The organism is Micrococcus sp. Mcc89, from assembly GCF_024519795.1.
GTDB lineage: Bacteria > Actinomycetota > Actinomycetes > Actinomycetales > Micrococcaceae > Micrococcus > Micrococcus luteus.
In genome coordinates this window covers 1-1,369 of record NZ_JALJRI010000076.1, presented here as the reverse complement: position 1 = coordinate 1,369, position 1,369 = coordinate 1, and the positions used below count along the sequence as shown (strand labels likewise).

The following is a 1,369-nucleotide window of genomic DNA, read 5'->3' as shown; positions in this document are numbered from 1 at the left end:
GCCCCGCCGGCCTCGTTGGCACCGGCCCGAGTCAACAACGTCATGACCTCTTACACCTAGCGGGCGGGGCCGACGCCTAGACTCAGGGCATGACTCCCGAGTGGTGGATGGCGCTGGCCGCCCTGGTGCTCCTGGCCGTGCTGGCCGTCGTCGTGGTGGTGCTGGCGGTGCGCCAGGTCCGCCTCGGCGTGCAGCACGAGCGGACGCGTCTCCTGGTGGACGCCCTCGACGCGCGGATGGGCGGCGTGCAGCGCCGGCTGGAGGAGGTGCCCGGCATCGGCACGGGCCGGCACGAGGTCGCGCTGGTGCTGAACCCCATCAAGACGCACGCGGACCGGGTGCGGCGCGAGCTCGAGCGGCTCGCGGCGGCGGAGGGCCTCGGCGAGGTGCTCGTGCTCGAGACGCAGGAGGACGACCCCGGCACCGCCATGGCGCGGCAGGCCCTCGACGCCGGCGCCCGGCTCGTGATCGCCGCGGGCGGCGACGGCACGGTCCGCACCGTGGCCGAGCAGCTGGCCGGCACCGACGTCGCCCTCGGCGTGGTGCCGCTGGGCACCGGGAACCTGCTGGCCCGCAACCTGGACCTGCCGATCAACGACGTCGAGCAGTGCCTGAGGATCGCCGTGGGGGGCCGGCAGCGGCGCATCGACACCGTGGACGTCCGCTTCACGCACGAGGACGGGCGCGTCACCCGGCAGACCTTCACCGTGATCGGCGGCGCCGGCTATGACGCGGACATCATGGGCGACACCAAGGACGAGCTGAAGAGCCTGGCCGGCTGGCTGGCCTACAGCGAGGCCGGCATGCGGCACCTGCGCGGCAAGCGGCACGAGGTGACCGTGGCCCTCGACGGCGGTCAGCCCCGCCGGTTCAAGGTGCGCACCGTGATGGTGGCCAACTGCGGGATGCTCACGGGCGGCGTCGAGCTGCTGCCCCAGGCCAAGCTGGACGACGGCCTCCTCGACGTCATGGTCCTCTCGCCCCGGCACGCGCTCGACTGGGCGCGGATCGCCGTGAAGACCGTGACCCGGCACCCCAGCTCCGTCCCCGCGATGCACACGGAGCAGGCCCAGCGCGTGAAGGTCGAGTTCGCCGAGCCGATGCCCTCCCAGCTCGACGGCGACGCCACCGGGGTCATCACCGCCCTCGACGCCCGCGTGCGGCCGGACTCGCTCGTCGTGATGCTCGTGGCCGAGGACGACGCCTCCGTCCGCGACGACGGGGTCTCCGCCGCCGCCCCCGTCCCGGAGCCGGCCCCGCACATCTGACCCCCCGTCCCCGCTTTCGTTCGGGAAACGGCGGCTTCCCCACCGTTTTCGTTCGGGAAACGGCGGCTTCCCCAGCACTTTCGTTCGGGAAACGGCGGCTT

General features: G+C 73.3%; 1 protein-coding gene. It reads left to right on the top strand.

What is annotated here, in order from left to right; genetic code table 11:
• Window positions 1–89: 89 nt before the first annotated feature.
• A complete protein-coding gene (locus NR072_RS07695; protein ID WP_163721153.1) occupies window positions 90–1,268 on the top strand; it encodes a diacylglycerol kinase family protein in 1,179 nt (392 codons plus the stop codon).
• Window positions 1,269–1,369: the final 101 nt, after the last annotated feature.